General features: G+C 71.0%; 24 protein-coding genes. 12 read left to right on the top strand and 12 right to left on the bottom strand.

Features of this window, described 5'->3' with window-relative positions:
* The first annotated feature begins 14 nt into the window (after positions 1-14).
* Complete coding sequence (locus ACFMRZ_RS13305; RefSeq protein WP_280361661.1) at positions 15-416, top strand: PaaI family thioesterase; 402 nt, start codon at positions 15-17, stop codon at positions 414-416.
* A gap of 10 nt (positions 417-426) precedes the next feature.
* On the opposite strand, the gene ACFMRZ_RS13310 is transcribed toward ACFMRZ_RS13305, so the two are convergent.
* Positions 427-1,329 (bottom strand): zinc-binding alcohol dehydrogenase family protein, encoded by a 903-nt coding sequence (locus ACFMRZ_RS13310; protein WP_400179392.1) that lies wholly within the window; start codon positions 1,327-1,329, stop codon positions 427-429.
* Positions 1,330-1,506: 177 nt separating this feature from the next.
* Between ACFMRZ_RS13310 and ACFMRZ_RS13315 the strand changes: the two genes are divergently transcribed.
* Positions 1,507-2,124 (top strand): TetR/AcrR family transcriptional regulator, encoded by a 618-nt coding sequence (locus ACFMRZ_RS13315; protein WP_400179393.1) that lies wholly within the window; start codon positions 1,507-1,509, stop codon positions 2,122-2,124.
* A 106-nt stretch (positions 2,125-2,230) separates the two neighbouring features.
* Positions 2,231-3,292, top strand: coding sequence for an NAD-dependent epimerase/dehydratase family protein (locus tag ACFMRZ_RS13320; protein ID WP_400179394.1), 1,062 nt, complete (start codon positions 2,231-2,233; stop codon positions 3,290-3,292).
* 277 nt (positions 3,293-3,569) lie between these two features.
* On the opposite strand, the gene ACFMRZ_RS13325 is transcribed toward ACFMRZ_RS13320, so the two are convergent.
* From ACFMRZ_RS13325 to ACFMRZ_RS13335, 3 genes are read right to left on the bottom strand one after another with little or no spacing between them, the layout of a single operon-like run.
* Positions 3,570-4,601, bottom strand: a complete 1,032-nt coding sequence (locus tag ACFMRZ_RS13325; RefSeq protein ID WP_400179395.1) for a sensor histidine kinase — start codon at positions 4,599-4,601, stop codon at positions 3,570-3,572.
* Entirely contained in the window at positions 4,591-5,283 is a 693-nt protein-coding gene (locus ACFMRZ_RS13330) for a response regulator transcription factor (protein ID WP_400179396.1), read from the bottom strand. The genes ACFMRZ_RS13325 and ACFMRZ_RS13330 overlap by 11 nt, the downstream gene beginning before the upstream one ends.
* 5 nt (positions 5,284-5,288) lie before the next feature.
* Positions 5,289-6,620 (bottom strand): hypothetical protein, encoded by a 1,332-nt coding sequence (locus tag ACFMRZ_RS13335; RefSeq protein ID WP_400182852.1) that lies wholly within the window; start codon positions 6,618-6,620, stop codon positions 5,289-5,291.
* A 232-nt stretch (positions 6,621-6,852) separates the two neighbouring features.
* Between ACFMRZ_RS13335 and ACFMRZ_RS13340 the strand changes: the two genes are divergently transcribed.
* Genes ACFMRZ_RS13340 through ACFMRZ_RS13355 form a run of 4 tightly spaced genes read left to right on the top strand, consistent with a single transcriptional unit; the run spans position 6,853 to position 9,831 of the window.
* Positions 6,853-7,518, top strand: coding sequence for a glycosyltransferase family 2 protein (locus ACFMRZ_RS13340; protein WP_280274062.1), 666 nt, complete (start codon positions 6,853-6,855; stop codon positions 7,516-7,518).
* Positions 7,515-8,234, top strand: coding sequence for a DUF2064 domain-containing protein (locus tag ACFMRZ_RS13345; RefSeq protein WP_400179397.1), 720 nt, complete (start codon positions 7,515-7,517; stop codon positions 8,232-8,234). Before ACFMRZ_RS13340 ends, ACFMRZ_RS13345 begins: the two co-directional genes overlap by 4 nt.
* A gap of 8 nt (positions 8,235-8,242) precedes the next feature.
* Entirely contained in the window at positions 8,243-9,424 is a 1,182-nt protein-coding gene (locus tag ACFMRZ_RS13350; protein ID WP_400179398.1) for a molybdopterin-dependent oxidoreductase, read from the top strand.
* Positions 9,421-9,831 (top strand): hypothetical protein, encoded by a 411-nt coding sequence (locus ACFMRZ_RS13355; protein ID WP_400179399.1) that lies wholly within the window; start codon positions 9,421-9,423, stop codon positions 9,829-9,831. The genes ACFMRZ_RS13350 and ACFMRZ_RS13355 overlap by 4 nt, the downstream gene beginning before the upstream one ends.
* A gap of 24 nt (positions 9,832-9,855) precedes the next feature.
* On the opposite strand, the gene ACFMRZ_RS13360 is transcribed toward ACFMRZ_RS13355, so the two are convergent.
* Positions 9,856-11,085: an MFS transporter gene (locus tag ACFMRZ_RS13360; RefSeq protein ID WP_400179400.1), complete on the bottom strand. Its 1,230-nt coding sequence runs from the start codon at positions 11,083-11,085 to the stop codon at positions 9,856-9,858.
* 87 nt (positions 11,086-11,172) lie between these two features.
* On the opposite strand from ACFMRZ_RS13360, the gene ACFMRZ_RS13365 reads away from it, so the two are divergent.
* The gene (locus ACFMRZ_RS13365) at positions 11,173-11,547 is read left to right on the top strand and encodes an ArsR/SmtB family transcription factor (RefSeq protein WP_400179401.1); all 375 of its coding nucleotides are present in this window, start codon (positions 11,173-11,175) and stop codon (positions 11,545-11,547) included.
* A 19-nt stretch (positions 11,548-11,566) separates the two neighbouring features.
* Here the strand turns inward: ACFMRZ_RS13365 and ACFMRZ_RS13370 are convergent, their stop codons facing one another.
* The 3 genes from ACFMRZ_RS13370 to ACFMRZ_RS13380 form a co-directional block, all read right to left on the bottom strand.
* The gene (locus ACFMRZ_RS13370) at positions 11,567-12,415 is read right to left on the bottom strand and encodes an SDR family oxidoreductase (protein ID WP_400179402.1); all 849 of its coding nucleotides are present in this window, start codon (positions 12,413-12,415) and stop codon (positions 11,567-11,569) included.
* Positions 12,416-12,624: 209 nt separating this feature from the next.
* Positions 12,625-12,945 (bottom strand): hypothetical protein, encoded by a 321-nt coding sequence (locus ACFMRZ_RS13375; RefSeq protein WP_400179403.1) that lies wholly within the window; start codon positions 12,943-12,945, stop codon positions 12,625-12,627.
* A 103-nt stretch (positions 12,946-13,048) separates the two neighbouring features.
* On the bottom strand, positions 13,049-14,395 hold the full coding sequence (locus ACFMRZ_RS13380) for an aldehyde dehydrogenase family protein (RefSeq protein ID WP_400179404.1): 1,347 nt from the start codon (positions 14,393-14,395) through the stop codon (positions 13,049-13,051).
* A gap of 213 nt (positions 14,396-14,608) precedes the next feature.
* Between ACFMRZ_RS13380 and ACFMRZ_RS13385 the strand changes: the two genes are divergently transcribed.
* Entirely contained in the window at positions 14,609-15,640 is a 1,032-nt protein-coding gene (locus tag ACFMRZ_RS13385) for an AraC family transcriptional regulator (RefSeq protein ID WP_280274069.1), read from the top strand.
* Between the two features lie 75 nt (positions 15,641-15,715).
* The gene (locus ACFMRZ_RS13390) at positions 15,716-16,306 is read left to right on the top strand and encodes an HdeD family acid-resistance protein (protein ID WP_280274070.1); all 591 of its coding nucleotides are present in this window, start codon (positions 15,716-15,718) and stop codon (positions 16,304-16,306) included.
* A 1-nt stretch (position 16,307) separates the two neighbouring features.
* Here ACFMRZ_RS13390 and ACFMRZ_RS13395 read toward each other — a convergent pair whose 3' ends face one another.
* The gene (locus ACFMRZ_RS13395) at positions 16,308-16,805 is read right to left on the bottom strand and encodes a hypothetical protein (protein ID WP_400179405.1); all 498 of its coding nucleotides are present in this window, start codon (positions 16,803-16,805) and stop codon (positions 16,308-16,310) included.
* Positions 16,806-16,916: 111 nt separating this feature from the next.
* Entirely contained in the window at positions 16,917-18,374 is a 1,458-nt protein-coding gene (locus ACFMRZ_RS13400) for a hypothetical protein (RefSeq protein ID WP_400179406.1), read from the bottom strand.
* A 325-nt stretch (positions 18,375-18,699) separates the two neighbouring features.
* On the opposite strand from ACFMRZ_RS13400, the gene ACFMRZ_RS13405 reads away from it, so the two are divergent.
* Together ACFMRZ_RS13405 and ACFMRZ_RS13410 are read left to right on the top strand one after the other, a co-directional pair.
* Complete coding sequence (locus ACFMRZ_RS13405) at positions 18,700-20,079, top strand: cytochrome P450 (RefSeq protein ID WP_400179407.1); 1,380 nt, start codon at positions 18,700-18,702, stop codon at positions 20,077-20,079.
* Between the two features lie 13 nt (positions 20,080-20,092).
* Entirely contained in the window at positions 20,093-22,366 is a 2,274-nt protein-coding gene (locus tag ACFMRZ_RS13410) for an ATP-binding protein (protein ID WP_400179408.1), read from the top strand.
* Positions 22,367-22,402: 36 nt separating this feature from the next.
* Here the strand turns inward: ACFMRZ_RS13410 and ACFMRZ_RS13415 are convergent, their stop codons facing one another.
* Both ACFMRZ_RS13415 and ACFMRZ_RS13420 read right to left on the bottom strand, forming a co-directional pair.
* Positions 22,403-23,056 carry an MCE family protein gene (locus ACFMRZ_RS13415; protein WP_400182853.1) on the bottom strand — a complete coding sequence of 218 codons (654 nt, stop codon included), beginning with the start codon at positions 23,054-23,056 and terminating at the stop codon, positions 22,403-22,405.
* Positions 22,963-23,451 (bottom strand): MlaD family protein, encoded by a 489-nt coding sequence (locus tag ACFMRZ_RS13420; protein ID WP_400179409.1) that lies wholly within the window; start codon positions 23,449-23,451, stop codon positions 22,963-22,965. The genes ACFMRZ_RS13415 and ACFMRZ_RS13420 overlap by 94 nt, the downstream gene beginning before the upstream one ends.
* Between the last annotated feature and the right edge of the window lie 120 nt (positions 23,452-23,571).

Raw genomic sequence — 23,571 nt, forward strand, 5'->3', positions numbered from 1 at the left:
GGCATGCTCGTCGCATGATCGATGCCGAGGGTACGCAGCTGTTTCACCGGACCATGCCGTTCACCGAGCGGCTCGGGGTGGAGGTGCTCGAGCACGGGCGCGACGTGGTGCGCAGCCGACTGGCCTGGGACGAGAGCCTGTGCACGCTGGGTGGGGTGCTGCACGGCGGCGTGCTGATGTCGCTGGCGGACGCGACCGGTGCGGTGTGCGCGTTCCTGAATCTGCCCGAGGGCAAGCAGGGCACGACGACCGTGGAGTCGAAGACGAACTTCCTGCGCGCGGTGCGGTCCGGGTACGCCGTGGCCACCGCGCGGGCGCTGCACGCCGGGCGCAGCTTCATCGTGGTGGAAACCGAGATCCACGACGACGCCGGGAAACTCGTCGCCAAGGTCACCCAGACCCAGGCGGTGCTCTGACGCCCGAGACTCAACCGGTCCGGAGCATGACGCGGCCCCGATTGCGCCGCGTCGCCACCAGTTCCAGCGCCGCGGCCGGGCGATCGAACGCGAATTCCACATGGCGTGGCCGAATATGGTTGTCGGCCAGTAGCTTCCACAGTTCGGCACGATAGGACTCGATCACCTCCGGTTCGGTGCGGGCCAGCAGCCCCACCGAAAATCCGGTGACGGTCTTCAGATCCGCCAGGAGGCTGCCGACCTCGACCGTGCCGCCGCCCGCGCTGTAGGCCACGAACCGGCCGTGCGGCGCGAGTGCGGCCACGCCGCGGCCGACCAGTTCGCCGCCGACGCCGTCCACCACCACGTCGAACCGCTCCTGCCACGGTTCGGTGTAGGACAGCACCGCGTCGGCGCCGCAGTCGCGGACGAACCCCGCCTTGTCCGTGGCGCCGACCGCGCCGACCACCCGGGCGGCTCCCAGCGCCCGGGCGATCTGCACCGCGAGATGACCGCTCCCGCTGGCCGCGGCCGTGACCAGCACCGACTCCCCTGCCGCGCAGCCGCCGGCACGAACCGCGCCCAGCGCCACCAGACCACCGCGCACCACGGCGAGACCGTCGGCGGCGTCGACACCGGCGGGCAGCTCCGTGACGAGAGCCGGTGCCGCGAGCACGTATTCGGCGTACACGGCCTCGAACACCACGCCGCCGACCCGCTTGCCCAGCCAGGAGTCACTGACGCCGGGGCCGACCGCGACCACGGTGCCCACCATCTCGCCGCCGGGCTCGGATGCCCTGCCGGACTTCAGCATTCGCAGCACGCCGACATGGACGCCGACCAGCTCGGTGCGGACCAGCAGTTGCCCTGCACCCGCCTCCGGTCGCGGTCCGTCGACGAGTTCGGGGGTTCCCGTGAATCGAATCTTGCGCACTGATCGTGCCTTTCGTCGGTTCGGCACCGGAATGTCCGGCAGCGGTTGGCATGTCTTGTCAGCAACTGTTCCGAGGAAGCATCCCGACCTCCTTCCAATAATTACGACGGACGTAAGTTTATGTTCGAGCTACTTAATCGGTCAAGGATAAATTTACTACCGTGGTAAGTTCTGGCCATGAACGCCGACACCCTGGGACTGCGGGAGAGCAAGAAGCGTGAGACCCGGCAGTCGATCTCCGACCACGCCACGCGCCTGTTCATCGAGCGCGGGTTCGAGGCCACCACCATCGCCGAGGTCGCGACGGCGGCCCGGGTCGCCAAGAAGACGGTGACGAACTACTTCCCGCGCAAGGAGGACCTGGCCCTCGACATCCACGCCGAGTTCGTCTCCTCGCTCGCCGACATCGTCACCGCGCGCGCGGCGGGCGAATCGGCCCTGGCCGCGCTGCGCCGCGAATTCCGCGACGCCGCAGCACGTTTCGATGCGTTGGCCGGCTTCTCGGGCCCGGACTTCTGCCGCCTGATCGCCGACAGCCCCACGCTCGTGGCGCGCCTGCGCGAACTGCACGAACTGCGCGAGCGCGCCCTTGCCGAGGTGCTACCGGGCGACGACATCGTGCGGCGCGCCGCGGCCGCGCAGTTCGGCGCCGCCCATCGTCTGCTGTTCCAGCGCGTCCAGGAACTCACCCTGCGCGGCATGGCGCGGCGGCGCATCGTGACCACGATCACCGATGAAGCTGCCCGGGTCTTCGACATGCTCGAACCGGGCCTCGGCGACTACGCCGTCGCCTGAATTTCTTACCGATCCGTGACGCACCCGCCGCGTTCCGCGCTCCGGCGGCTCGCAGCGGCGAAGATCGTGGGCATGATGCCACCGACCGTCCTGCCCGCCTGAGCCGATGCGGGTCCTGCTGACCGGCGCCGCCGGGTTCATCGGTTCACACGTCCGCAGCGCGCTGACCGACGCGGGCGCGGAAGTGGTGGCGGCCGATCTCATGCTCGCCGCCGCCCACGGCCACGACGCCGCACCGCCCGGCGGGGTGCGGCTCGCCGATGTCCGCGATCCCGACGCGGTGGCGGCCCTGATGGCCGGGGTGGATGTGGTGTGCCACCAGGCAGCGGTCGTGGGCGCGGGAGTCAGCGCCGCCGACGCCCCCGCGTACGCCAGCCACAACGATCTGGGCACCGCCGTCCTGCTGGCGGCGATGGCGCGGGCCGGGGTGCGGCGGCTGGTGCTGGCGTCGTCCATGGTGGTGTACGGCGAGGGCCGTTATCGTGGCGCGGGTCACGAGACCGCCGATCCGCCCCCGCGCCGCGGCGAGGATCTCGATCGCGGCCGGTTCGACCATTGCGATCCGGTGAGCGGCGAACCCCTGCATTGGGCGCCGATCGGAGAGGACAGCCCGCTGCGCCCGCGCAGCCTGTACGCGGCGAGCAAAGTGGCGCAGGAGAATTACGCGTGCGCCTGGGCGGCGGCGACCGGCGGCTCGGTGACCGCGTTGCGGTACCACAACGTGTACGGCGACGGGATGCCCAGGGACACACCGTATTCCGGAGTCGCGGCGATCTTCCGCTCGGCACTGGAAGCGGGTGAGGCGCCGCGCGTATTCGAGGACGGCGGGCAGATGCGGGATTTCGTGCACGTGCGCGATATCGCCGCCGCCAATGTCGCCGCGATCCGCAAGCCGCTGCCCGGCTTCGTGCCTCTCAACGTCTCCTCGGGCATCCCGATCGACATCCGCACGGTCGCAGAGCTGTTGGCTCGCGCCTCCGACGGCAAGCCGCCCGTAGTCACCGGCGAGTACCGTCCCGGCGACGTGCGCCACATCGTGGCAAGTCCCGAACGCGCGGCCGAGGTCCTGGATTTCCGCGCCACGATCTCCCCGGCCGCGGGACTCGCCGAATTCGCCACCGCCCCACTGCGTTCCGCCGCAGCCACCGGCGCCCCGACATGGCGGTAAAGGATCCAACGAGACAGACCGCCACGGAGAAACGCCCTGGCGACGACCCAGGCCGGACGACGAGATCGACCTAGTGCGCCCCACACCCGACGACGAGGCCGACCTAGCCGCGCCCCACACCCGACGACGAGGCCGACCTAGCCGCGCCCCACACCCGACGACGAGGCCGACCTGGTTCGCCCGGGCCCGGTGGCGAGGTCGACCTACCTGCGCCCAGGCCCGACGACGAGATCGACGTAGCTGCGCCCAGGCCCGGTGGCGGGACTGACCTGGCCGATCACACGTCGCGCGGGGCTTCCGATAGCGGTAGGCGAATCTCGAAGCGGCAGCCGACTTCCCGGTTGTGCGCGGTGACGGTGCCGCGGTGGGCTCGGACGAGGCCTGCGGCGATGGCCAGGCCCATGCCGCTGTTGGTGCCGGTGTCCGCGGCCGGGGAGCGGGCGGCGGTGCCGCGGTAGGCGATCTCGAAGATGCGGGGCAGGTCGACCGGATCGATGCCCGGGCCGCTGTCGTCCACGCGGGCCCAGGCGTGATCGCCGGAGATACCGGCGGAGACCGCGATGCGACCATCGGGCGGCGTGTGCTCGATGGCGTTGGTGACCAGGTTGGTCAGCGCCCGGGTCAGCGCTCGGTCGCTGGCGGACACCATGATCCGCGAATCCGGTTGCCGCGCGGTCAGTTCCACCCGCACTCGGGCAGCGGTCGGCTGGTTGGCGGCGGTCACTTCGTCGATGAGTTCACGCAGATCCACCGGTTCCAGTTCGAGCCGCAGCGCTCCCGAGTTGATCTTCGACATCTCGAACAGATCGTCCACCATCGCCGAGAGCCGATGGGTCTCGCGCACTATCTGCCGCGCGTACCGCTCGATGGTTTCGGGCCGGTCGATCACGCCGTCGACCAGGGCCTCCCCCATGGCCCGGATGCCCGCCAGCGGGGTGCGCAGATCGTGGCTGACCCAGGCCACCAGCTCTCGACGGGATCGCTCGGCGGCGCGCTCCTGTTCGATCATCTGCTTCTCCCAGACCGTCTTGCGCGCCTGGATCCGGCCGAGCACGATGGCCGTGGACACGCCGACGAGCGTGACCACCGCGAGCACCACGCCGATCCGGCGCAGCTCGTCGGTGAACATCATCCCGCTCACCGAAACCACTCCGACCAGGGTCGCCAGGGTCGGAATCAGCACCAGCACAACCATGCTGGTGGTGAGGCTGCGGTTGTGGGTGAGCCGGATCGCCACGGCGCCCAGGGCCACCACGGGCACCGATCCGGCCAGCGCGTACCCGATCAGGGCCGCCATGTCAGTCGGCATCGATGTCCTCTCCGGGGCGGCCCCACGCATAGCCGCGACCCCAGATCGTCTCGATCCGGTGCGCGGCACCGAGTTTGGCACGCAAGCGTTTGATGTGCACGGTGACGGTGGACTGATCGCCGAATGTCCATCCCCACACCCGTTCCAGCAGTTCGGCACGGCCGAACACGCGCTGCGGATGGGCGAGCAGGAAGGCCAGCAGGTCGAATTCACGGGCGGTCAATTCCACCCGCCGACCATCGACGAGCACCGACTGGGCGCCGGGGCGCACCTCGATCGCACCGCTGTGCAGCACCTGTTCCGCGGCAGGCGGCGGGCGGTGCGCCCGTCGCAGCACCGACGCCACCCGCAGCGCGAGTTCGCGTGGGCTGAAGGGCTTGACGAGGTAGTCGTCGGCGCCGGACCGCAGGCCCAGCACCCGGTCCTCCTCCTCGCCGAGCGCGGTGAGCAGGATGATCGGCATGTCGGGGTGTCGGCCGGCGCGCACCGCGCGGCACAGTTCGATGCCGTCCGGCGGCGGCATCATCACGTCCAGCACGGCCAGATCGATGTCGTTGCGCGCCAGCACCGCCGCGGTCGCGGGGCCGTCGGCGGTCTCCACGACGGTCAGCCCGTCGCGTTCCAGATATCGGCGCACCACCTCCCGCACCACCGCGTCGTCGTCGGCCACCAGAATGCGCATGGGACTTACCAATTCGTGAGAAGGAGATGAGCCAGCAGCAGCGTCGCCACCGTCTGGACGGCGAGCCAGCAGCGCATCGAGCGCGGCGGCAGCAAGGCCGTGGCGGCGAGCAGCCACATGTCGAACGGCAACCAGATCCGCTCGGTCTCCGCCTTGCTCAGCCCGCTCAGGTCCGCGGCGAGGATCGCGAGCAGGGCCGCCGCCGCGAGCAGGGCGGCGGGATCGACGGCGGAGCGCCAATCAGCCAGATACCCAGCGGTTTTCGAGGACCACGACGTCGACAGCGAAAGAGACTGCCGCCCCGCCGAATTCGGCCCGGTCAGGGCCGCGCCGAGCGCCAGGCCCCGCGCCACACGCGGCCCGGCCGCCGCGGTCGCCAAGCCCACCGCGCACACCGTCGCGGCCAGATTGCCCCACACCCAATAGGAATACGGGCGCTCGCTGGCGATGCCCTGGTAATACCGTTGCACCACAAGGTGATAGCCCTCCAGCCACCAGAAGCCGCCCGCGGTGAACGCCACCACCACGACGGCGACGCCGAGCAGCGCGGGCAGCACCGGCCGCAGCCCGCGCGCGGCCACGACGGCCGCCGCGGGGATGACCATGAGCACCAGGCCGTAGTTCAGATATAGGCCGAACCCGAACAGCAAGCCGGACCCGACAGCGGCCGGTGTCCGCCCCGCGCCGGGCCGGGTCGCGACCGCCAGCAGCGCCACCGCCCAGGCCGCGACGCCCGCGAACAGCGCGTCGGCCGACACCGCGAGCCAGATCGCCGCGGGCGCCAAGGCGAGGAAAGGTGTTGCGGCCCTGGCACGTTCGGGCGCACCGAGGGCGTTCAGCGCCACCGGGACGGCCACCGCCGCACTGCATCCGGCCAGCACGCACACCACCGCGGCCCACGCGCCGCCACCGAGCCCGACCCGATCCAGCAGCACGAACACCAGCAGTGCGCCGGGCGGGTGCCCGGACACGTGCGTCGTCCACGAATCCGGCTGGAAGTCGAGGATGCGCCCGGCGAAACCGCGCAGCATCGCCCCGATGTCACCGACGCCGCCGACTTCGTGCAAGTACTCGTGCCCGCTGGTCAGGCGGCCCACGAAGCCGCGCTGCCAGCCGTCGACCAGCGCCAGCGAGAACGCCCACACCACCGCGGTCACCCAGGTCAGCGCCAACAGCCGCCGCCACGGCAGCTGTCGGGCGGCGGTGGGGCCCAGCACGACGACCAGCACCGCGACCGCGATCGCCGGGCCCGTCCCCCAGCCGACGTGCGGCAGCCACTGGCCGAAGATCGGCGCGGCGGCGGCGTAGACCCGCTCCCGCCATTGTTCGCCGTGCATTCGCGGGACGAGAAAGGCGACCGCGACGAGCGCGGCGGCCAGTCCGGCGCACACCAGGTCGGCTCGGACGCCGGCACGCCGGACGCGGGGAAGGGTCGCCTGTCGCACAGCGTTCACCCTAGGCCGCACCGGGCGCGGAAACCCGCCGAAGGGCACAGGCGGCCCGCGGCGTCATACTTTCGTCACCGGTTCGCTGGGCCGCGGACGCCAGACTCTGGCCTACGGTTCCCCTGTGACCGATACCCGCAGCGCATGCGATATCACCGTGGTGATTCCGTGCCACAACGAAGCCGGAGCACTGCCCGCCGTGCTGGCCGCGGTGCCGACCGGATATCGAGTGATCGTGGTCGACAACGCGTCCACCGACGAGACCGCCGCGGTGGCCCGGGCCGGCGGCGCGACCGTGATCGGCGAGCCGAATCCGGGTTACGGCTCGGCCGTGCACGCCGGTGTGTGTGCCGCCGAGACGGCCGTGGTCGCCGTGCTGGACGGCGACGGGTCGATGGATGCCGGGGAGTTGCCGGAATTGTTCGAACACCTGGATCCGGATGTCGACATGGTGGTGGGGCGGCGACGGCCGGTCGGCGCGGGAGCCTGGCCGTGGCACGCCCGGCTGGGCAACATGGTGATCGCCGGGCTGCTGCGCCGCCGCCACGGGCTGCCGGTGCACGACATCGCGGCCATGCGGGTCGCCCGCCGGGACCGGCTGCTGGCGCTGGGCCCGCTGCATCCGCGCTCGGGTTATCCGCTGGCGCTGCTGATCCGCGCGGCCCGGGCGCAATGGCGAATCGTGGAGCGCGACATCAGCTATCGGCCGCGCAGCCACGGCGTGTCCAAGATCTCCGGTTCGGTGCGGGGCACCGTGCGTGCCGTGCGCGACTTCTGGAGCGTGCGATGAGATCCCTCGACGCCACGGCCCTGGTGGTCGCCAAGGCGCCCATCGCCGGATTCGCCAAAACCCGTCTCACACCGCCGTTCTCGCCGCGCGAGGCCGCGCAGCTGGCGGCCGCCGCGCTGCTGGACACGCTGGCGGCGGTGCGGCACAGCGGCCTCCGGCATCGCGTGGTCGCCTGGACCGGCGATCTGGACCTGGCCGAACACGCCGCCGAACTCGCCGCCGCGCTGGCCGAATTCACGCTGGTCCCGCAGCGCGGCGACACCTTCGGGCAGCGGCTCGCCCATGCCCACCACGATGCCGCGGAGCTGGGCGCGCCGGTGCTGCAGATCGGCATGGACACGCCGCAGGCCGGTCCGGCGGTACTGGCCGCGGGCGCCGCGCGGCTGCTCGACAGCGGCGATACGGTGCTCGGCCCCGCCACCGACGGCGGCTGGTGGGCACTGGGTCTCACCGAACCGGCCCCGGCGCGCGTGCTGACCGAGGTGCCGATGTCCACCGGCAGCACCGGTGCGCAAACGCGAGCGGCGTTGCGCGAGTTCGGCTGCCGGGTGCATCGCCTGCCGACGCTGTCCGACGTGGATACCGTCGAGGACGCGGTCGCGGTGGCCGCGGAGTACCACGGGCGCTTCCCGCACACCTTCGCACGGCTGCACCCGAAGCGCTTGGCGGACAGCGGATCCGCGCTGTCCGCCGCGGAACCGGCCCCACACGGATAGGTCACTCGATGACGCAGGACACTCCGTTCCGGGAGACTCGGCTGCTGCTCCCGCGGCGGCTCGCCACACGGATCTCGACCGCCCGTTCGATCGCGGTGACCGCCCGGGTCGGCAGCGTGCTCGGCGTGGCGGTCACGGTGTGCTTCGCGACCGGGCTGATCAGCCACTGGATTCAGCATCCGCCCGGCTGGTTCGTCTGGCCCGCGCATCCGGTGTGGCTGTACCGGCTGACCCAGGGCGCCCACGTGATCTCGGGGATCGCGGCCGTTCCGCTGCTGCTGGTCAAGTTGTGGTCGGTCTATCCGCGGCTGTTCGCGCGGCCGCTGTTCGGCAATCCGCTGCGACTGCTCGAGCGGGCGTCGGTGGCCATGCTGGTGGGCTCGGTGATCTTTCAGCTGGCGACCGGGCTGTGCAATATCGCGCAGTGGTATCCGTGGAAGTTCTTCTTCACCACAACGCATTACGCGATGGCCTATGTCGCCTTCGGTGCGATGGCGGTGCATCTGGCGGTCAAACTGCCGTCGGTGCGGACCGCGCTGCGGCGACCGGTGGACGATCCGGAATCCGTTGAGACCGACGGCGGCGCTGTCGGACAAGGGATTTCACGGCGTTCCGTGCTGACCGCCGCCGCCATCGCCGCCGCTGTCGCCGGGCTGGCCACGGCCGGTCAGACCGTTCCCTTCCTGCGCCGGGTCTCAATCCTGGCGCCCCGCTCCGGTTCCGGGCCGCAGGGGCTTCCGGTCAACCGGACCGCGGGCGACGCCGCCGTCGCGGATGCCGCGCGTGACCCGGCGTACCGCCTGCGGGTCCGGGTCGGCGGCCGCAGCCGAGAGTTCGCCCTCGACGAGTTGCGCGCGCTGCCACAGTCTGCGGCGGCACTGCCGATCACCTGCGTCGAAGGATGGAGTGCGTCGGCGCACTGGAGCGGGGTACGGCTGCGCGATCTGCTCGCGGCGGTCGGCGAATATCCCGGTGGCAGTGTGCGTTTCGTGTCACTGGAGCAGGGCGGGTTGTATCGGGAGTCGGTGCTGCCCCCTCCGCACGTGATCGCCGCCGACACGCTGATCGCCTTGCGGCTCAACGGCGAACAGCTCGATCTCGACCATGGATATCCGTGCCGTCTCATCGCGCCCAACCGTCCGGGCGTACTGCAGACCAAGTGGCTGGCGGCCGTGGAGGTGACGGCATGACGGTGATTCGGTTGCTGCTCGCCCTCGGTGGCGTCGCCGCGGCCTGGTACGGCGCGACCCTGCTGGCGCCGATGAACGCCGCCGACCTGCGATCGGTGGCGACCTGGTTCGTCGCCGGAATTCTGTTGCACGACTTCGTCTTCGCGCCGCTGTGTGCCGCCGTCGGGGTCACCATGCGTCGCCTGCTGCCGCCCGCCCGATGGTCGCCGCCGGCCCACGGCGCTACCTGCACGGTGACGTTGCTGCTGATCGCGGTGCCGGTGATCGATCGTCGGCACGCGATCGCGGGCAATCCGACCGTCGTCGACCGCCCGTACGCCGTGGGGCTGGCGGTGGCGCTGGCGGTGATCTGGGCGGTCGTCGCGATCGCGCTGCTGCGCGGACGACGATCCGCTGCAAAGCGCTGAGAAGCAGTATCTCTCGAAAGGCGATTACCCGGCGTGCGCGCCCGATGACACCGGTCGGCTGTCCCTGGTCGCCCAGCGCGCGACCCCGGCGCCCGCCAAGGCCAGCAGGCCGAGTAGTGCCGCGAACAGTCCTGCGCTCCAAGGTAATCCGAGGGCGTCGCCGAGGTAGCCGGTTGCCGTCGGGAGGGCGGCGGCCGGGATGTAGCCGCCGATGTTCAGGGCGGAATTGGCCTCGGCGCGGCGGGTTTCCGGGACCGCGGTGAGTAGGAGGGTCAGCCCGCCGAGTTGTCCGAGCCCCTGTCCGGCGCCGGCCAGCATCGCGGCCGCGACCAGCGCCACGAGCGAATTCGCAACCAGGGCGACCCCCAGTGCCAGCATGGCCGCGATCGTGGCCGCCGCACCGGCCGACAGTATCGACCGAGTCGTGAGTGAGCGCGCGGCGAACTGGGCCGCGGTGGCCGCCGCGAACATCGCGAAGGCCATGGCGCCCGCGACGATCCGGTTGCCCGCGCCGAGCAGTTCGATCAGGAGAGCCGGTCCCAGCGAGAGCACGAACGAGGTGGCGGTGATGCCGGGCGCGAACACCGCGATACCGGCCGCCAACTGTCGGCGATTGCTCTGCGGCACGAACGGAATACGCAGTCGGACTCCGGTTTTCGACCCGGCGGACGGGAGCCCGACGACTACCACGCCCGCGGAGACCAGCAGCCCGATCTCGACGGCGAAGACGAGCACGGTGGGCATCGGGAGCAGCTGCGACAGCAGCCCCGCGAGCAATGGCCCCGTGCCCGCACCGAACACCATCGCCGTGGACGATGCCAGCGCCGCCGCGCCCTTCCTGCCCGCCCCGGCCACGTCGGCGACGGCCGCCATCCCGGCCGAGACGGTGGCACCGACCGCGACACCGGTCAGCACCCGCGCGGCGACCAGCATCGGCACCGACCCCGCGGTCATGAACAGCGCGCACGCCACCAGCGCGAGCAGCAGTCCCGGCAACAGCACCGGCCGCCGCCCGATCCGATCGGACAGCACGCCCGCCACCAGCAGCGCGCCGATCAGGCCCACGATGTATCCGGCGAAGATCACCGTCATCGTCCCGGCCGAGAAGCCGAGCCGCTGCTGCCAGAGCGGATACAGCGGAGTGGCCGCGTTGGACAGGACGAACACCGCGAACACCGGCCAGGCGGCGAGCCAGATGCGTCCGGTTCGCACGGGTTCGGCCGGCGCCGGGGCGCGTGGGGCCAGGGTAGTCATCCGATCCTCCTAGTACGAGAAATCTCGTATAAGTACGAGAGAAATCGTACTGTAGCACCACTACGAGAAAAGTCGTACAGTGTGGACATGGCCACGACCGCGACCCGCGCCGCCTGGGCGCGGCCCCCCGAACCGCCGGGCACACCGGAGCCGCTACCCGAGCCGCCCGCCGCCGAGATCCGGCTGGAGACGGTGCTGGGCGCGCTCAGCGACCCGCTGCGCATGGGCATCGTGCGGACGCTGCTGCTCGAGGCCGAGGACTTCGATCACCCATGCGGATGGTTCGGCATTCCGCGGCCGAAATCCTCACTGACACACCACTTCCGAGCCCTGCGCGAGGCAGGGGTGCTGCGGCAGCGGCAGTACGGGCTGGAGCGCCGCAGTCAGGTGCGCATCGACGATCTCGAGCAGCGCTTCCCCGGCCTGCTGGAACTGGTCGCCGACTGGACGCCACCGGATTGACCGCACCGGTCGGCCGGAGTCAGGCGAAGGATGCGCGTTGTTCCAGCACCCAGTCGAGGAAGGTGCGCGGCGGACGGCCGGTGATTTCCTCGACCGTCGGATGGACCACCGAGGTGAACGACTCCAGGGCCGTAGCGCGCAAAGCCATGATGGCGTCGGCCATTTCGGCCTCGATACCGAATCGGAGCAGCGCGGCACGCGCCTGCTCGGGTGTGGTCTCGACGAAGCGCAGCGGGCGGCCGAGCACCTCGGCGAGGATCTCGGTCTGCTCGCCCGGGGTGAGCGGGCGCGGGCCGCTGAGGGTGTGGACGCGGCCCTCGTGACCGGGTTCGGTGAGGGCTTTCGCGGCGACGGCGGCGATGTCGTACGGATCGACGACGGCGATCCGGCCCTGACCGTAGGGGGCGTACACGGTGTCGTGGTCGCGCACGGTCGGCGCCCAATGCAGCGCGTTGGCCATGAAACCCAAGGGGCGCACCATGGTCCACGGCACCCCGCTCGCCCGGACCGCCCGCTCACCCGCGCGGTGCCACGCCGGGATCGGGTCGGTCGCGGCCGCGTCACCGGCGCGGCCGGAGGACAGTTTCACGATGTGCGAGACACCGGCGCGGGCGGCCGCGGCGGCGACGGCGGCATCGTGCCGCGGCAGTTCGGGCCCCGCCGACAGGAGGAAGACCCGGTCCGCGCCCGCGAGCACGCCGGGCAACCCGTCAGGCTCGCCCAAGTCGCCGCGCACGATTTCGACACCCGCGGGCAGACTCGCGGCGGACGGACGCCGGGTGACGGCTCGTACCCGCGCGCCCATCGCGCACAACTGCTCGACCACGAGGCGGCCGACGGTCCCGGTGGCTCCGGTGACGACGATCATGAGCACTCCTTGTTCGCAGATCGCGGGCATTCCCGCACCTCTGCGAGCCTGAGCCGAGCAGCTCACACTCTCCATCGAAACCCGGTGGACCGCCGCACATCAGCTACCGGCCGCGCCGCAACCTCGGATTTCCGCCTCTACCCCACGCCGGGGCACACGGTTTCCTCCACTCGCGGCGATACGAGCCACCGGACCGCGCAGCGCGCGAATCAGCGGGGCTTGATGCGACCCGCCGCCACCAGTGCCTGGTAGGCCGCCGCCTTGCGGGGGCAGTCGCCGACCGAGCAGTCGAGGTGTTCCTGCATGGTGCGGTGGGCCTCCGGCACCTCGAAGCGGCGGTCGGGGGCGCTGTGGGACAGGGCGGCGGCCACCGGCATCGCGGGCGGGACGGATTCGGCCAGCAACCGCTGGCGAATCTCGGCGACGGAGGTGCGGCCGGTCGGGAGGCGCTGCGGACGCACGTTCAGCACCACGACGGCCATCGCGCCGACCAGAACCATGGTCGCGGCGAAAACCTGCCAGCCGCCCATCACCTCACCTCCCCCGACCCGAAAGTGACAGTATCCGAAGGATATTCGCAACAGGTGTTCATGACTCTCTCATGGATTCCGAATTACCTTGATGCAGTGGGCATTACACGTACCCAGGCGGCGCGAGATGGATCGAGACGTCGTTGCGTCCCACTCGTGCCGCCAGCAGCCGACCGGCGACGTACCGGCCGGCCGCGTCATCGGCGGTCCAGATGCTCGCGCACGGACCGCACGGATCATTGGCCAGCGTCGAGGCCGCCGCCGCGTCGGCGACCCGGACGACCGGCAGAATCGGGCCCAGCGTCTGCTGGGTCAGCACGATCATCGCCGGATCGACGCCGCCCAGCACGGTGGGCGCGAAGACCTGGCCGTCGGCCGTCCCGCCGAGATGCAGTGTGGCGCCCTTCGACAGCGCGTCGTGCACCTGGTGCCGGAGATGCCGCACGTGCGCCGCCGACGTCATCGGCTCGACGCGGGGATCGTCGGGATCGGCGGCGCCGAACGCGACGACCTCGGTGACCAGCCGATCCACGAATTCGTCGTACACGGGCGCCGCGACGAACACCCGCTCGATGCTGTGGCAGCTCTGCCCGGCATCGGCGAGCCCGCCCAGCGCGATGCCCGCGGCCGCCGCGCCCAGATCGGCGTCGGCCAGCACGATCGCCGACGACTTTCCGCCGAGCCCCAACCGGCACGGAATGAGCCGGGCGGCCGCACGCAGCGCGACGACCTTCCCCGTTTCCGGCGAGCCGGTGAAATGCACGTAGTCGACGGTGTCCACGACGGCCGGGCCCGCGTCGGGACCGGCCGCGAACTCCAGCACCGGCGGCGCCCCGAGCCCGGCCCAGCCCTCGACCACCGCGCGCACCGTCAGCGGGGTCACGGTCGAGGGCTTCACCAGCACCGCCGAACCGGCCATCAGGGCCGGCACCGCGTCGAGCAGCGTCGACGCCAGCGGATAGGTCCAGGGCGAGAGGACACCGACCACCGCGCACGGGCGGTAGGTGATCGCCAGTTGCAACGCGACACTCGGGTTGCCGTGCGTACGCTGCCACGGTGCTCCGAGAAAGTCGGCACCATGCGTGCGATGGTAATCGATGACGTCGATGCCGAGGCGCAGTTCCCGCAAAGCCGCGGCAACCGACTTCCCAGTTTCCGCCGCGAGCGACTCGACCAGCATTTCCTCGTTGCCGGACAACCATTCCCGGAATCGCGTGAGCCAGTGCACGCGGCGGACGACACCCATTGCCCGCCAAGACGTCTGGGCGTCGCGCAGTGCGGCCACCGCGGCGCGGACGTGCTCGGCATCGTGTGTCGGCACGGTGCCCAGAGCACGGCCGTCGCCGGGCGCGGTGACGGTGATCCGGGCATTCCCGGCGGTATTCGGATAGGTGGACAGCATTCGGTTCACTCCGAGCGTGGTGGCAGCGGCACGGAAGCGGTGCGGCATGCCAGAAACCGTATGACCCAACTTATTCCGCAACCAGCGGGCAATGGGCCAGATACCGGCTAATATCGGCCGAATCCAGCAAACTTACCGTAGAGTAGCGCGTCCGGTTCGCCGGGCCGGCATCGGGTATCGGTGCGGGCGTTGGTCATACGGTTATCGAATAGATCAGCGGATTCGGGCCACCGGAGCGCCGATTTCTGCGACGATGCCTAGGTGGACGAGCCTGCGCAGGTGCGGTCGATCAACGGTGTGGCATTGCTGGTGGACTACGCGGTCACTCGCGGTCTGCGGATGCCGGACATCCTGCGGGGCACCGGAATTCGGGAACAACAGCTGCAGGATCCCGGCGGCGAGATCACCCTCGCCCAGGAACTCACGCTGCTGCGCAACGTGGTCGACGGCGTGCACAACGAGCCCGGCCTGGGCCTGATGGCCGGTTTGCTGTGCCACCCACCGTCGTTCGGCGTGCTCGGCTTCGCCGTGATGAGCAGCCCCACCCTGCGCCACGCCGCGGACATCGGGGTGCGCTACGCCGACCTGTGGTTCACCATCGCCCGGCACGCCCTGGTCGAGCACGGTGACGAACTGTGGCTGGTGCGCGACGACAGCGGCGTGCCATCGGAACTGCGCCGATTCACCCTGGAACGGGACTTCTCGGCGATCGCCACCATCCAGCAGGACCTGGTTCCGATGCGAGTGCCGACCCTGCGTGTCGAGGTGACCGTGGAGCCGCATCCGGTCTACGAGATGTTCGCGACGATGCTCGGCGTCGACAAGATCACCTTCGGCGCGCCGCGCTCACTGATGGCCTGGCACCGCAGCACACTGGATGTGGCGCTCCCGCAGTCGAACGCGGCGACGGCGCGCTTCTACGAACAACAGTGCGCCGACATCATGCAGCGCCGCCGCAGCCGCGGCGGGGTCAGCGGCCGGGTGCGGGAATTGCTGATCCGGCACGGCGGGGTCACCGACCAGTCCCGCGTCGCCGCGGATCTCGACGTCAGCGTGCGCACGCTGCGCCGCCGCCTCGCCGACGAGGGCACCACCTTCCGCGAACTGAGCAACGAGACCATCGGCATGCTGGCCGAGGAGTTGCTCGTCGCCGGGCTGACCGTCGAGAACGTCGCGGAACGGCTCGGCTACTCCAGCGTCTCGGCCTTCACCTCCGCCTTCCGCTCGTGGAAGGGGCAGCCGCCGGGGCATTTCGCCCGCGTGCACCGAGGGCGGGCCATCGCTCGCGTCTAGCGGGCTCTACCGCCGTAATGAGTTCGAGACTGGCTAATAGTGCGCTATTCGCCCAGCTGGACTTATCCTTCCCAGATGACAACCAGCAAAGAAGGAGTTCTCGAGGGGCCGCTGCATCAACTGGCCCGTGGCGCGTGGCAGTCCCTGGTGGTTATCGGTCTGCTGTCGGTGGTGGTGGGCATCCTGGTCCTGGTGTGGCCGGGTCCGACGCTGGTCGTCGCCGGTGTCCTCTTCGGCGTATATCTGCTGGTCTCCGGCATCTTCCAGCTGGTGGCGGCCTTCGGCGCGCACGTCGGCACCGGATGGCGGGTGTTGTCGATCCTCAGCGGCATCCTGTCGTTCATCCTGGCGTTCTTCAGCTTCCGGCACATCGGTGACGCGATCGTGTTGCTGGCGTTGTGGATCGGGATCAGCTGGCTGTTCCGCGGTATCGCGGTGCTGATCGCCGGCACCGAGGCGCCGTCCGGCGTCCCCGGGCGCGGCTGGTCGATCTTCTACGGCATCGTGCTGCTGATCGGCGGCATCGTGCTGGTCGTGTGGCCGATCAGCTCGATCGTGACGCTGACGCTGGTGGCCGGGTGGTGGCTGATCTTCATGGGCATCATGGAGTTCGTCTACGCCTTCCAGGTGCGCGGCGCCGCCAAGCGCACCCCCGCTCAGGTCTGAGCTAAGCCGCGGGGCCGGTGAGGATCGCCCAGCAGGCGGAGCGCAGCGCAGGCAGGCCGATGACCGGCCTGGAGTGCGAATCGGGTTCCTGGAGTTGGTGTTCGCGGTCGGCGAGGGCGGTGACCATGAGCATCGAGGCCAGCCGCAGCCGCTCGGCGAGCACGCTGTCCGGCAGCCCCGGCAGGGCGGCGCGCAGGCGTGCGGTGAGCAACCGGATGCTGTCGGCGTGGGGGTGGGCGGCCGCGGTCGCGGCGGGATCGTAGCGGGGGTTGCGCATGGTCTCGGCCATGAATCGCAGGTACGAGCCCGGCTCGCCGCGGCCCTCCAGGGTTTCGGCCAGCGGGTCGATCAGGGCCGCGACCAATCGCGCCACGTCGCTGTCGCCGCCGGTGCGGTGCAGTTCGTCGAGCAGCCGCAGTCGGCGGGCGTTCACATCGGCCATGCGCCAGGCGTAGATCGCCGCGACCAGCCCGTGTTTACCGCCGAAGTGATACGCCACGGCCGAGGTGTTGCGCTGCCCGGCGGCGGCCGCGATCTGCCGCAGCGAGACGGCATCGATGCCGCTCGGCCGCGGACAGGATCCGGCGCTGTACGTCCGGCGGTGCGGCGGTCACGGGCCGGGGGCGATGCGGAACAGTCCCGTGGCGGCGCCCTGGTACTGGGTGCCGTCGGGCGCGAGGGAGCCGACCATCTGCAACGGATCCATGAGCACGCCCGCGCCCAGCGGCTGCCGGGTACGGACCGCGCCGGTCGCGGCATCGATCACCGTGTAGCCGAAGGCATCCGCGGGCGTGGTGGTCCCGCCGGGCAACGCCGGTACCCGGTCGAGGGTGTAGATGTCGTTGTCGGCCAACGACAGTCGCGGAACCGCCGCGGACGCGACGTTATCGGTCCACGCCACCGCGCAACCGGACCCCGACGGGTCGAGGTCCACGCGGGTCATTCCACCGGTGAAGGCGGCCGCGGGCGGGTCGCTGGGGCCGGTCGCGCCCGTGGGGTACGGGTAGCCGTAGGTGCTCGCGACGAATACGCTGCGGCCCGCGCCGATCGGCGAGTTCTCCGTCCCGCTCGCGCCGGGCGGGAGTACCGCCACCGAGCACACCGGGTGGCCGGTGTGGGCGTCGAACACCAGGAGATGTTCGCGGGGAGTGGCGTTGTCGGTGATCGCCACGTAGTCCGAACCGGTGCGCGGGCCGAAGAAGGTCGGCGTCGCGCCCGTCCCCCAACTCAACTGGCCCGGTTTGCGAGCCGGGCCGCGATCGTAGTCCTGTCGCCAGATCACCTGCGGGACACCCGATTCGCCTGCTCGGACCAAGTACAGCGCGTGATCACCGGCGACCGCGACGCCCGCCGTCGCGGCGGCGATGCTGTTGGCGACAGACTCTCCGGAGCCCAACGTAACGGCCTGGGCCGCACCGCTTTCCGGATCGAGATAGCCCACCCGGCCGTGCTCGGTGGCGAACCAGACGCGGCCGTCCCGGTCGGGCACCAGCGATTCCAGGGCATCGCACCCCGGCCCGCCGCACGGCTCGGTGACGGCGGGTGCGACCGAGACGGTACGGCGGGCGAACAGCCGCCGGCCGCCGTCGGGGGCTTGCTCGTGGCCTATCCAGGTGATCGAGTCGCCGCCCGTCGCCGCCACGAAATCCCCTGTGCCGTCGAGGTATCCGTAGACACCGCCGAGGAGGCTGCTCGCCGCCAGCGGCAGCGAACTCAGCGGCGCGCCGGTCGCCGGATCCAGCAGATACAGCACGGGCGCGCGGGTGGCGATGCTGGTGCACAGCGCCTGCGGCAGCCCGTCCGCGGCGATCAGGATGGTGGGGCACGCGGCGCCCAGTGCGACGAACCGCGCCCGGATCGGACCGGTGCCCGGCCCGGGATTGGGTGTGGTGTCCGACGCCTCGGCGTCGCCGTGCATCGTCGCCGTCCCCGCCGGGCCCAACCGGTCGTGCGCCGGCGGCCGCGGGCCGAAGTCGTCGGCGCCGGCAGTGCCACTGCTCGGCCCCACCATCACTGCCAGGGCGGCCAGCCACGCCAGGAATCGACAGCCGCGCCCACGCATCCGCATGCCCGCGAGATTAACGCACTTGCGTTAAACGTTCACGGCGGAGCATTCCCGAATGCCTGCGACCCGTGCCTTCCGGCTGCTATTTTCGACGATGCCGAGGTCAGCCGGTCGCGGCGGGGCGCGCCCCCACATCTCGGGGCTTCGCAGCGCCTCCGCGCGCGGTCAGACTGGTCGATGATCAATGCTCGGGGGTAGATGATCAGCAGCACTCGCACGCCGGCCGGCCAACCCGCTTTCCTGTCGGGAGGGCATGTGATCGCTCGGCCGACACTGTATTCGGGGTGGATGCGGTGCTGTGCACGCCGACAACACGGGAGGATTGTCGATGATGGACCGGAGCAGCGCCGCATACCCGACGCAGCCACCACGCAGCAGCAGATTCGCGCCACTCGGCGAGATGGTCACCATGATGCGCGACCCACTGGCCGTGATGCAGCGGCTGGCGCGCGAGTGCGGACCGATCACCGAGTTCCGGCTCGGCCCGGCACGCGCCGTGCTGGTCGCCGCGCCGGATCCGATACATGAAGTGCTCGTCGGCAACGCCGCCGACTTCGGCCGCGCCCGGGCGATGGTACTGGGGCTGTGGCCCGCGCTGCGCAACGGGCTGGTCGTCTCGGAGGGCGAGTTGCACCAGCGCCAGCGCGGCCTGATCGGCCCGCTGTTCACGCCGCGCCGCATGACCGCCTACGTCGACGCCATCGCCGAACATGTACGCGCACACCTGGATCGCTGGTCGGGCGCCGGGCAATTCGACGCACTCGACGCCATGCAGCGGCTGACCCACGACATCATGGGGGAACTGTTCGCGGGCGAGGCCCTGGCCGACGACGAGGAGGCGCTCGCGGCGATCACCCGGATCTTCGACTGGGAGATCCGCTTACTGAGTCGGCCGATCGTAGCGCCGCTGTTCGTGCCGACCCGCCGCAACCGCGCCTTCGTGCGCGACATCGCCTACATCCGCGGCCGGGTCGGGGAACTCGTCGAGGCGCGCCGCAGCGGCGCCGCGTCCGGCACCGACATCCTGCAGGCTCTCGTCGAGGTGCGCGACGCCGACGGTGAGATGGCCTTCGATCAGCTCGTGGACGAGACGATCAACCTGTGGGCCTCCGGGATCGAGACCTCCTCCGACGCCCAGTTCTGGACCGCGTACGCGCTGTCGCGGCATCCGGAGGTGGCCGAGCGGGCGCGCGCGGAGACCGACCGTGTGCTCGGCGGCCGCCTGCCGACCGCCGCGGACCTGCCGAATCTGCCGTACTGCCTGCAGGTGTTCAAGGAGACCATGCGGCTGTACTCACCCGCCCCGGCCTTCCTGCGACAAGCCGTGCGCGACACCACGATCGGCGGCTATCACGTCCGGCGCGGCACGGTCGTGTTCGTCGCCCCGTACGTCATGCACCGCTCGCCCGAGTGGTACCCGAACCCGCTGACGTTCGACCCGGACCGCTTCGCACCCGACCGGAAGCTGCCGCGGCACGCCTACCTGCCGTTCGGTGCGGGGCGGCACGTCTGCGTCGGGTCCTCGCTGGCACTGCTGGAGGGCCAGATCTTCACGGCCGTACTGCTGAACTCCGGCACGCTCGGCATCCGCGACGGCGACGCGGTGCGGCCGCATCTGCAGACCAATCTCCGGCCGCGCGAGCGCGTGCACGCCACGTACGCGGTGCGCGATCCGGCCTCGGTGGGTGGTGCGCCCGCATGCGCCTGATCCGGACGTCGCCGTGACCGCTGCCCCGGCGGAAACCATCGGTGCGCAGGCGGGTCCGGCGACAGCGCGGATCACCCGCTCGGCGGCGCTGCTGGTCGGGGCGGTCGGGGTACTGCTCGGACCGGCGGTGGCGCGGGAGGCCTGGCAGCAGGCGCGGTACCTGGCGCCGTGGTGGACGCCGGTGGCCGCCGTCGCCGTGTTCGGGAGTTGCCTGGCACTGGCCGTGCTGGCGTTCGTCGCGCCGCTGCGCGTGGTCCGGGGCATGTGCGGCGGGATGGTGTTCGCGACGCTGACGGCGATCGTGTTGCTGCCGTTCGCGATTCGTCATCCGGAACTGCGCGACGACCCGTTCTGGCTGCTGCGTACCGTGGCGCCGGGTGCGGCGGCGGGCGCCCTGGTGTGGCGGCCGCGGGTGGCGGCCGCGGCGCTGGTGCTGGTGATCGGCGGCGGCGCGGTGGCCAACGGCATGGTCCAGGGCGGGGTGCGCGGGCTGACGCTGCTGCTGGACTTCAGCCGGAACTTCGGCATCGCGGGCCTGCTCACCTGGGGGCTGGTGACGGTGCTGCGCGCGGCGGGAACCCTCGACGAGGAGTCCGAGCGGGCCGAGCGCGACGCCGCCCAGGTGGCGGCCGCCGACGCGAAAAGCCGTGAGCGCGCGCGTTTCTCGGCGATCATTCACGATGACGTGATGTCGACGCTGCTGGACGCCTCGCGCGGGCGCGACGCCACCGCGCTGGGCCGGCTGGCCCGCAAGACGCTGGGCCGGTTCGACGAATTCCGGCGGATCGGCGAGCGCGGCGGGGAATTGGACGCGCTGCGCGCGATCGGAATGCTCCGGGCGACGGTGTCGGCGATCAATCCGGGCATCACGTTCCGATCGAAGCGGCTCACCGGCTTCGCGCGGCTGCGGGTGCCCGCCGATGTCTGCGACACCATCGCGGCGGCGCTGGCCGAGGCGGTCCGCAACAGCCTGCGGCACGGCGGCGGCACCGGGCGGCGGGTGCGCCGCGACGTCACCGTGACCGTGGGCACCGGAGCGCTGCAAGTCGAAATGCGGGACGACGGTGCGGGTTTCGATACCGAGGAGGTGCCGGCGCACCGGCTCGGCGTGCGGCGCAGCATCCTCGCGCGGATGGCCGACCTACCCGGCGGCGCGGCCTTCGTGGAGTCCGCGCCGGGCCAGGGGACGACGGTCACGCTGGTGTGGGTGCATCCCAGCACCGGCGTCCGCGAGCCGGAGACAGGACCGGAGACGCCCAGCTCCGCCGAACCCGAGCGCTGGGATCTGCGCGGGCTGCTCGGCCTGCGCGGGCGGCAGGGTGCGCTGGTGACGGTCGTGCTGCTCGCGACGATCGCGTCGATGGCGTTGTCGAACGTGCGCGCCCTCCCCGACCATCGGACGGGAATCGTGCTGGCCTACAGCATGATCGCGCTCGCCGCGGTGGCGACGCTGACCGTCGACATCGAGCCGTTCCCCCGGCCGATCGCGGCGGCGGTGGCCGCGGCCGGTCCGGTGGCCACCGGTATCGCCTACCACCGGGTGGCGGCGGTGCAGGTGCACGAGTTCGTCTGGACGGTCTACGCCACCTCGGTGGTGCTGTGCTTCCTGGCCGTCCGCGGGCGCAGCGGGTACGCGGTGCTCGGTATCGCCGCGACGACGCTGGTGGCGATGTTCGACATCGGGCTCGGCACACAGGGCATCTCGCTGTCGATGACGCCGCTCATCATCGTGGTGACCGGAATTCTGATCGCCGCGATCGCCCGCTCCACCCTGCGCGCGCTGCGCCGCCTGGCCGACGAGTCCGCCGCGGGCGCCGCCGCCCGCGCCACGCTGCGCGCACAGGGCGAGGAGCGCGCCCGCCAACTGGAACGCCTGGATGAACGCGCGCGCCCGATGCTGGAGCGGATCGCCGCGGGCGCGGGCCTCACCGACACCGAACGCTACGAATCACGCCTGCTGGAAGCGGAATTGCGGGACGGCCTGCGCGCACCCGCGCTCACCACCGCCGGACTGGCCGCCGCCACCCGCGGTGCGCGCAGCCGCGGCGTCGAGGTTCTGCTGCTGGACGACGGCGGCCTGGCCGACGCCCCGGACACCCTGGTCTCCGCCGTCGTCGCCGAGGTGGCCCAGCAGTTGGACAAGGCCAATTCCGGCACCGTCACGGTCCGCGTCCTCCCGCCCGGCCGCCATGTCCTGGCCACCATCCTGGTCGACGCCCCGCCCGAACTCCGCCGCGTCGAAATCGACCACGACGGTGCCACACGCACCCTCGTGGACCACGGGTAGAAGCGGTTACATCTTATCCACCCGATTACCCCGGGCTCAGGGGCGGCAGACCGCGGAGTGGGAATTGCCGCCGATCAGCGGGAGCAGGCCCCGCGGCAGGAGGATGTTGTAGAGGGAGATGTCCAGGGTGCAGAGGTAGGCCGAGGCGTAGGCGCCGTTCTGGGTGAAGCGGCCGAGCGCGGCGAGGAGGGCGGGCATGTCCAGGGCCGCCCGATCCAATTTCGCGCCGTGCTCGAGCAACAGCGTGAAGGCCTCGCGGACCGAACGCTGGGCCGGATCCAGGGTCGGGCGTACTCGATCGACGGTGTGCACCAACGCATCCGACGCGACGGCGATCTGCTCGGTCGACGACAACAGCGACTGTCCCTGCTCGTACAGGCCGCCGATGAGAGCGCGGGTCTGCGTCACCAGGGTCTCCAGTTCGGCGCCGCGCGCGGCCAGCCCCTGCATGATGCCGCTGAGGTTGGCGATGACGTCCCCGAGAATCGCGTCCCGGCGCTGGAAGTCCGTCGCCACGGCGGCGGCTTGAACGATGAACGTACTCAACGACACCCGGTCCCCCTGCAACGCCATGACAAGCGTGTTCGACAGGTCGTTCACCTGGTCGGGCAGCAGGTTCTCGAACAGCGGCTGGAAGCCGCCCAGCAGGCCCGAGATGTCGAACGACGGCTCGGTCCGCTCGAGCGGGATCTCTCCCCGCCGCGCAACGGCGTGCTGTCGGGCCGGTTGCCCGGCGCCAGCGCCACATATCGCTGGCCGATCAGATTCTGGTAACGGACCAGGGCCTTGGTGTCGGAGTACAGCCGCTGGTTGCGCTGCACCTCGAAACGCACCCGGGCAACATGCTTGCGGCTCACCGGATCCCGGGCCAGCCCGATCGCGGTCACCTTGCCGACGCGCACACCGGCCATCCGCACGTCGTCGTCCACGCGCAGCCCGAGCACATCGCCGAAGGTGGCCGTGTAGCCGGTGGTGGGTCCACTGACGTTGCGCGACAGCGTATTCCAGATAATCACCGTCACCAGCACGGCGACGACGGCGAACGCGCCGAAGCCGAGCAGAGGCTTGCGGAGGCCGCGAGTCACGCGAGACCGTCCGTTCCGAGCGATACCGACCCCACCACGAGCACCGCACGCCTCCTCGAGAAACCGAACGAACCCGATTCTTTGGCAATGACTCAGCTACCGGGGAGGAGAGTACCGGGT

Source organism: Nocardia sp. N2S4-5 (assembly GCF_044628355.1).
GTDB classification, from domain to species: Bacteria; Actinomycetota; Actinomycetes; order Mycobacteriales; family Mycobacteriaceae; genus Nocardia; species Nocardia wallacei_B.